We start from the raw sequence: 7662 nt of genomic DNA on the forward strand, positions 1-7662 counted from the left end.
CATGAGCAACGTAGACGTCGTCGTCACCGGGCTCGGCGCGACCACCCCGTTGGGCGGGGACGTCGCGTCCACCTGGGACGCCATGCTCGCCGGCCGCTCCGGGGTGAGGGCACTCACCCAGGAGTGGGCGGCTCAGTTGACCGTCCGCATCGCCGCCGAACTCGCCGTCGAACCCTCCGAGGTCATCGAGCGGGTCCGGCTGCGCCGCCTGGACCGTTCCGAGGCCATCGCCCTGATCGCCGCGAAGCAGGCCTGGGCCGACGCCGGCCTGGAAGGCACCGGGCTCGACCCGGAACGCCTCGGGGTCAGCTTCGGCAGCGGAATAGGGGGTGCGCAGACGCTCCTCAACCAGGACGACATCCTCGAAGCCCAGGGCCCGCGCAAGGTCAGCCCGCACACCGTGCCGATGCTCATGCCGAACGGGCCGGCCGCCTGGATCGGCATCGACTTCGGCGCGCAGGCCGGCGTGCACGCCATGGCCAGCGCCTGCGCCACCGGTGCCGAGGCCCTCGCCCTGGGTCTCGACATCATCCGCTCCGGGCGCGCCGACGTGGTCATCGCCGGTGGCACCGAGGCGGTCATCCACCCGCTGCCGTTCGCCGGTTTCGCCTCCATGCGGGCCATGTCGACCCGCAACGACGAGCCGGAGAAGGCGTCCCGCCCCTGGGACAAGGGCCGCGACGGCTTCGTCTTCGGTGAGGGCTCGGGCGCGGTCATCCTGGAGCGCGCCGACCACGCCAAGGCCCGCGGTGCCCGGGTGTACGCCCGGCTCGCCGGAGCCGGCATCACCTCCGACGGGTACGACATCGTCCAGCCCGACCCGGAGTGCAAGGGCGGCATCCGCGCGATGAGCAAGGCGATCCGCGACGCCGGCCTGACCGGTGCCGACATCGCCCACGTCAACGCGCACGCCACCTCGACGCCGGCCGGCGACATGGGCGAGATCATCGGCATCCGGACCGCGGTGGGCAGCCACCCGGTGATCACCTCGACCAAGTCGATGTCCGGCCACCTGCTGGGCGCGGCCGGCGCGGTCGAGTCGATCGCCGCCATCCTCGCCATCCGGGACAGCGTGGTTCCCCCCACGATCAACCTGGACGACCCCGACGAGCGGCTGGACCTCGACGTGGCGGCGCACAAGGCCCGCCCGCTGGAGATCCACGCGGCGATGAACAACTCGTTCGGGTTCGGCGGCCACAACGTGGCCCTCGTCTTCACCCGGCCGTAAGACAGGCGCTAGCAGGCCGTCCGGGGAAGCCCGGTCACCGCGACCGGTGACTTCCCCGGCGCCTTCGCCTTCCCGGCGATCACCGCGGCGAGCGCGGTCAGCGACAGCTTGCTCGACGAGTAGGTGGCGACCAGCACCGGCGACTTGGCCGAAGCCAGCAGGTAGGGCGTGTCCATCATGACCGTCGCGGCCGCGGCCGGGTCCAGGTCGGCGCCGGAGTCTCCGTAACCGACCAGGTGGACGACCTTGCCGCCGGCCGCCTGCACGGTCACCCCGGCCGCCTGCAGCGCCTTCACCAGCGTCACCCGCGCCACCTCACGGCCGTCGGCCGCGGTGACCGTGACCGGGCCGCCGACCAGCGGACCGGCGCACGGGCCCTTCAGCACCGTGATCGACGCGGCGTCCAGGGCCGCCACCGCCTGCTGATGGGCGTCCGAGCCGACCGTGCCGATCTGCGGCTGCGGGGTCTGCGCGGTGCGGAACTTCAGGGTCAGGATCCGGGTGACCGCCTCGACCAGGCGCTCCCGCTTGAGCGAGCCACTCTTGAGGCCGGCCAGGATGCCGTCCCGGGCGGCCGTGATGTCCGGCGGCATGAGCAGCATGTCGTTGCCCGCGTTCAGGGCCCGCACCGCGGCCTCACCGGCCGGCCACTTCATGGCCGGCGGCATGTTCATCGCATCGGTGATCGCGACGCCGGTGAACTTGAGCGACCCGCGTAGCACGTCCGTCATGATCTTGTGCGAGAACGTGGCCGGCACACCCTTGTCGACGGCCTGCACGTCCAGGTGGCCGGACATCACCACGCCCGCGCCCGCCGCCACGCCCGCCTGGAACGGCGGCAGGTCCTGCGCCGCCAGCTGCGCGGTCGTCTGGGTGATCACCGGTAGGCCCTGGTGGCTGTCCCCGCTGGTGTGCCCGTGCCCGGGGAAGTGCTTGAGGCCGGCCGCGACACCGCCCGCCCGCAGGCCGCGCACGGCCGCCGCGACCTGGCCGCCGTTGGCCGCCGGGTCGGCGCCGAAGGACCGGGAACCGATCACCGTGTTGGCCGGCGGGCCGAGCGTGTCAGCGACCGGGGCGAAGTCGACGGTGATCCCCATCGCGGCCAGTTCCTCGCCGGCCGCACGCCAGGCGTCCTCGGTGAGCGGTGACTGGGCGGCCGCGCCCGCCCCCATCGCCGACGGCAGCATGGTGACGCCGTTGGTGATCCGGGTGACCACGCCGTACTCCTGGTCGGTGCCGATCATCAGCGGAGCGCCGCCGGGCAGCTGCCGGGCCGCTGCCTGCAGGCCGTCGGTGAGCCGGCGAACCTGTTGCGGGCTCTCCACGTTGGTCGCCGGGTTGGTGGAGCCGGTCGGGTCCTGGGCGGTGAAACTGACCAGGATCAGGCCGCCCAGATGGAATTTCGCGACCATCTGCGCCGGGGTGTCCACACCCGCCAGGTTCTGATTGCCGGCCGCGGAGGTCTTGTCCACGGTGGTCGCGTCGCTGCCGTACGCGTACGGCATGAGGACCTGACCGGCCAGATCGGCGTCGCTCATCGCGGCGATCGCGGTGGCGGCCAGAGCCGCCGGATCGCCGGTCGGCGTCGCGCTCGGCGCGGACGACGGCGCCGGCGTGGAGACGGCGTCGGCCGCCCCGGACGGCACCGCGGCCGGTGTTTCCTTCTTGCCGCTGCACGCGGCTCCGGCCAGCACCAACGGCATGACCAGGGCGACCCGCAGAATCCGCTTCACATATGTCATCTCAGCAGCCCGCCGCGCGCTGCGCAAATCGCACGAATTTATCCGCGTTCATCACGAGTGTCGGGTTTTACCGGCGCAGACGTCATCGCCGAAGCGGCACTCGCCGCGTCAGCCGACCCGGGTTAGCAGCGTGACCGGCGCGCCGTCACCGGCGTAGCGGTAGGGCTCCAGCTCGGCGTCCCACGCCGTGCCGAGCGCCTTCTCGAGGGCATGCGACAGGGCCTCCGGCGCTCGCGCGGAGTCCATGATCGCGCGCAGGCGGTCCTCGCCCAGCTGAATGTCCCCCGACGCGCCCATGATCCCGTGGAAGAGCCCGCGGCCCGGCACGTGCATGAAACGCTCACCGTCCACGCCCGGGCTGGGTTCCTCGGTTACCTCGAAACGGATCATGGGCCACTGCCGGAGGGCAGCAGCCAGCTCGGCGCCGGTCCCGGCGCGTCCGGTCCAGCTGCATTCGGCCCTGCGCACGCCGGGGTCGACCGGCTGCACGGTCCATTGCAGGTTGACCGGCGCGGTCAGGACGCGCGCGATCGCCCACTCGACGTGCTGGCACACGGCAAGTGGGGTCGAGTGGACGTATACGACGCCACACGTTGGCACGGTGACCTCCCGGAGACCGAGGTGCGTCTTCCCCTACGACCTCGACCGCGGTTGATCGTGTCCCATGATGCCGGTTGGTACGGATGGTGCGCCAGAGAATCGGCAACATCGACATCGGAACTGCCGTAGTGGCACACCCTTCTCAACGGCCGGACCTGCTCCGACGGCACGGCTGCACGGGAATCGTGTAGAGTTACCGAGGCCTTTTTTCTGCGTTCTCAAGGAGCTCCGCCGTGGCGAGCAACACCTCGAAGACCGCCCGCGCATCAGTCCGCGCGGGCCAGAGCGCCGGTGGCGCCCTCAGCGTGCTCGGTGAGTACAAGTACCTCATTCCTCTCGCCAACGGTCGCTTCGCCTACGTGCGCAACCTGACCAACGGCAAGACCGCCCACCTCAAGACCGACTCCGACGCTTTCGTCGAGGAGATCCGCATCCTCGCCGCCGCCGGTCACGGTGCCAAGATCCGTGCGGAGCTCGAGTCCCTCGAGTCCAGCAACCCGCAGCACGGCTGGGCCGCAACCGAGAAGCGCCTGGTCGACGCCGGCGTCTTCGAGACCGCCTGACCTAGCACCAGCGCAGAAAGGCGTCTCCCTTCCGGGAGGCGCCTTTTTCGCGCCCACTGATCAACATCCCACCGAGATCATCAAGCAACGATCACCCCCAAAACCCCATAAAGTACGCACATGTAAGGCCCCGCCAACCAGCGCAAGCAAGGCGCCCCCAAAGGCCGCAGCGCGCCTTTCGCGCAAGCCGACCCCCCTTGTCGACTTCGCGCTTGTACCCAACGGCAACTCCACAAGATCCACCCGAAACCCACCCGACCCCAGGGAGCGCGCCCGGGGACACCCCGAGCAAGCCGCCCACCGCCGCCGACCGCTCGCCGCCGGCCGGGAGAGCCGCGCCCGCAGTGGGGCGCGGCCCACCGCCTCGCGCGAGAGGCGCGCTGCGGCCTCGGGCGGCGGTGAGCTCGCGCTGGTTGGCGGGAGCGTTTCGATGCCCGTATTGATCAAAGGCTGTTGGGTCGCGTGGCCGAAGGCCGGCGGTCAGGGCCGGAGGCCCACCAGGCCGCGCCGTTGGGTCGCCCGGCCGAAGGCGGGCGGTCAGGGCAGGAGGTCCACCAGGCCGCGCCGTTGGGTCGCCCGGCCGAAGGCGGGCGGTCAGGGCAGGAGGTCTACCAGGCCCGTGTCGAGGTCGTAGACCGCGCCGACGATGTCTACCCGGCCGGCAGCCACCGGGTCGGTGACGCCGGTGACGTCGCGCATGCGCAGGACCGTGCGGGCTACGTGGGCTCGCATCGCCTTCTCAGGGGCGTCGGGGTCGTCGGCGCCTACCGCCAGCACCGCGGGGGTCAGCTGGTCTACCAGGTAGCCGATGTCGCCGTCGGGGTACTCGTTGGTGCGGACCGCTTCCACCGCGGCCTGGACCGCGCCGCAGCGCTTGTGGCCCAGCACCATGATCAGTGGGACGCCCAGCTTGGCCACGGCGAAACCCACCGAGCCCAGGACCGCCCGGTCGACCACGTGGCCGCCGGAGCGGACCACGCAGATGTTGCCGAAGGTCTGGTCGAAGATCGCCTCCAGGGGGACCCGGGAGTCGATGCAACCGACCACGACGGCGTGGGGCTGCTGGCCGCCCGAGGCGGCGGCGGCCGCGGAGACGCGGTGGCCGTGTTCGGGGCGGCCGCTGACGAAGCGCTTGTTGCCCGCGACCAGCTCAGCGAGGGCTTCCTCGGCGGAGATGACAGCAGCGGTGGCCGGAGCCGACGGGTCGGTCGTCATGATGGGATTCTCGCCGAAGTCGGGCAGGTGAACACGGAGTGCGAGGCAACTCACTTTCTGCTTGCCGAACCGCCAAGAAATCTGTTCGTAACAGTAGCGGTCTGACTGATCGCGAGTGATGCTTATTACCCGTGGGTACTACGGGGCCGTGTTACTGGCGGAGGTGCCCATGTCCGAGCGCTCGCAATTGACGCTCTCCGACGGTGCGACGCTGTGCGTGGAGTCCTGGGGGCCGGCGGACGCGCAGGTCACGGTGGTTCTGCTGCACGGCTGGTGTCTTGATCGGCGCACCTGGCATCACCAGGTCGCGGCCCTGAGCCGGATGCGGCCGGAGCCTCGGGTGATCGCCTACGACACCCGCGGGCACGGGCGTTCGGGGTCGACCCGGCTGGAGTCGGCGACGCTCGCGCAGCTGGGTGAGGATCTTGCCGAGGTGCTGCGGCGGTTCGCGCCGGACGGGCCGGTGGTGCTCGCGGGGCACTCCATGGGCGGGATGACGATCATGGAGTACGCGCACCGGTTCCCGGGCGAGTTCGCGCAGCGGGTGGCCGGGTTGCTGTTCGTGTCGACGACCGCCGAGGGGCACGCGCACACCCGCTACGGCCTGCCGCCGCGGCTGGCCGTGCTGATGCGGGCGGGCGAGACGCTCGGCGCCGGCCTGCTGGCCCGCTCGGGGGCCTGGCGGCCCCATCGCGCGGTGCTGCCGGCACTGCGGCCGGCACTGCGGTGGTTGCTCTTCGGCGACGAGTACGAGGACGCGGCGCTCCAGGTCACGATCAAGAGCGTGGGGCGTACGTCGTTGCGCTCGATCGGTGGTTTCCGCTCCTCGATCGGTCAGCAGCAGCGCCTCGACACCCTGTCCCGGCTGGGCGACGTGCCGGCCGCCGTGCTGGTGGGTGACCGCGACCGGCTCACCCCGCCGCCGTGCGCGGACTCGATCGCCGAGGCGTTGCCCGGCACCGAGCTGACCGTCTTCCCGGGTGCCGGGCACATGCTGCCGCTGGAACGGCACGAGGAGGTCTCCGCCGTGTTGTCCGAGATCGTGCGGCGCGCACGGTCGGTCAAGCCGCGCCGAGCCCGGCGGACCCTCCGGAAAGCCGCCTAAAGCGACTTGGCGAGGGCGTCCATCAGGTCCTCGGTGCCCTGCTTGCGCTGCGCGGAGTTGTCCAGCCCGTCCAGGTAGACGCCCTGCTCGGTGACGACGAAGTCGGTGCCGCCGGAACGGCTCGCGCGCACCTCGACGGTGGCCACCGAGACCGAGATGCGCTGCCCGTTCATCGTCATCTCGTACGTGTAGACGATGCGCTCACCGGGGACGATGTCGAGGTAGGTGGCGAAGAAGCCGAACCGGGTGCCGTCCCCGAGCACCGACGTCATGGTTTCCCGGCCGCCCTCGCGGAAGTCGAACGTCTCGTCCTCCCGCTTCATCTCGGCCGGCCCGCCGAACCATTTGGCCTTGGCGGCGGGGTCGGCAAAGGCATTGAAGACCTTTTCCGGTACGGCGTCGAAGTGGCGCTCGATCCGGAACGTGTCGTGCATGGCAGTCCGATTTGTCGTCATTGATCTTCCTCCAGGAATGCTTCGAGACGGTCCAGGCGTGCCACCCAGCCGGCCCGGCGGTCGGCGATCCACTGCTCGGCCTGCTGAAGCGCGGCCGGCTCGAGGCGGCAGGTGCGGACCCGGCCGACCTTCTCCGAGCGCACCAGGCCGCTCTCCTCCAGCACGCGCAGGTGTTGCAGCACGGCCGGCAGCGACATGGTCAGCGGCTCGGCGAGCTGCTTGACCGTGGCGGGGCCGCGGCTGAGCCGGTCGACCATCGTGCGGCGGCTCCCGTCGGAGAGGGCCGAGTACACCAGGTCGAGCTGATGGTTAAGCACCTGCTTAAGTATCCAGACCGGCACCCGGCTGTCAAGGACAGGCCGCCGGGGAGTAAATTCGATTGCCCCCCTTTTTCTCCGGGGCCGGAAAAGGGAGATCCACCGACTTGAGCGACCCCACCGTCCTCCAGCAAGAGATCGCGCTCGAGCAGAAGCACGTCGACCGGGTCTACGCCCGGCTCGTCGACCTGCGCCGGGACGCCTCCCGCGCCGAGAAGGAGGGCTACCAGATGGCCGGCGTCGGCACGTTCGGCGCCCTCGTCGAGCGCGACGCGATGGTCTTCCACGCCGCCCGTCGCCGGCACGCCCTCGACACCGAATACGAGGGACTGGTCTTCGGCCGCCTCGACCTGACGACCGGCGCCACCCACTACGTCGGCCGGATGGGCATCCGCGACGAGAACTCCGCGCCCCTGGTGGTCGACTGGCGGGCGCCC

The 7662-nt window shown here is 70.9% G+C and carries 8 protein-coding genes and 1 pseudogene; 4 read left to right on the top strand and 5 right to left on the bottom strand.

From position 1 onward, the window contains the following. The first annotated feature begins 1 nt into the window (after window position 1). Complete coding sequence (gene fabF / locus Ato02nite_RS21480) at window positions 2–1228, top strand: beta-ketoacyl-ACP synthase II (protein WP_213008391.1); 1227 nt, start codon at window positions 2–4, stop codon at window positions 1226–1228. A gap of 8 nt (window positions 1229–1236) precedes the next feature. On the opposite strand, the gene Ato02nite_RS21485 is transcribed toward fabF, so the two are convergent. Continuing rightward, window positions 1237–2970, bottom strand: a complete 1734-nt coding sequence (locus Ato02nite_RS21485) for a glycoside hydrolase family 3 protein (protein ID WP_213008392.1) — start codon at window positions 2968–2970, stop codon at window positions 1237–1239. 108 nt (window positions 2971–3078) lie between these two features. Continuing rightward, on the bottom strand, window positions 3079–3570 hold the full coding sequence (locus Ato02nite_RS21490) for a DUF3145 domain-containing protein (protein ID WP_213008393.1): 492 nt from the start codon (window positions 3568–3570) through the stop codon (window positions 3079–3081). Between the two features lie 233 nt (window positions 3571–3803). Between Ato02nite_RS21490 and Ato02nite_RS21495 the strand changes: the two genes are divergently transcribed. Further along, window positions 3804–4133 (top strand): hypothetical protein, encoded by a 330-nt coding sequence (locus tag Ato02nite_RS21495; protein WP_213008394.1) that lies wholly within the window; start codon window positions 3804–3806, stop codon window positions 4131–4133. Window positions 4134–4727: 594 nt separating this feature from the next. Here Ato02nite_RS21495 and Ato02nite_RS21500 read toward each other — a convergent pair. Next, window positions 4728–5348 (bottom strand): carbonic anhydrase, encoded by a 621-nt coding sequence (locus tag Ato02nite_RS21500; RefSeq protein ID WP_213008395.1) that lies wholly within the window; start codon window positions 5346–5348, stop codon window positions 4728–4730. A gap of 169 nt (window positions 5349–5517) precedes the next feature. On the opposite strand from Ato02nite_RS21500, the gene Ato02nite_RS21505 reads away from it, so the two are divergent. Further along, window positions 5518–6453 carry an alpha/beta fold hydrolase gene (locus Ato02nite_RS21505; protein WP_213008396.1) on the top strand — a complete coding sequence of 312 codons (936 nt, stop codon included), beginning with the start codon at window positions 5518–5520 and terminating at the stop codon, window positions 6451–6453. On the opposite strand, the gene Ato02nite_RS21510 is transcribed toward Ato02nite_RS21505, so the two are convergent. Both Ato02nite_RS21510 and Ato02nite_RS21515 read right to left on the bottom strand, forming a co-directional pair. Next, on the bottom strand, window positions 6450–6908 hold the full coding sequence (locus Ato02nite_RS21510) for an SRPBCC domain-containing protein (protein WP_213008397.1): 459 nt from the start codon (window positions 6906–6908) through the stop codon (window positions 6450–6452). The two genes, Ato02nite_RS21505 and Ato02nite_RS21510, sit on opposite strands and share 4 nt — an antisense overlap. Beyond that, entirely contained in the window at window positions 6905–7225 is a 321-nt protein-coding gene (locus Ato02nite_RS21515; protein WP_246607285.1) for an ArsR/SmtB family transcription factor, read from the bottom strand. The genes Ato02nite_RS21510 and Ato02nite_RS21515 overlap by 4 nt, the downstream gene beginning before the upstream one ends. Before the next feature lie 107 nt (window positions 7226–7332). Here Ato02nite_RS21515 and Ato02nite_RS21520 point away from each other — a divergent pair. Beyond that, window positions 7333–7662: pseudogene (locus Ato02nite_RS21520) on the top strand (ATP-dependent DNA helicase); the annotation flags it as partial.

It is taken from the genome of Paractinoplanes toevensis (assembly GCF_018332695.1).
Classification (GTDB): domain Bacteria; phylum Actinomycetota; class Actinomycetes; order Mycobacteriales; family Micromonosporaceae; genus Actinoplanes; species Actinoplanes toevensis.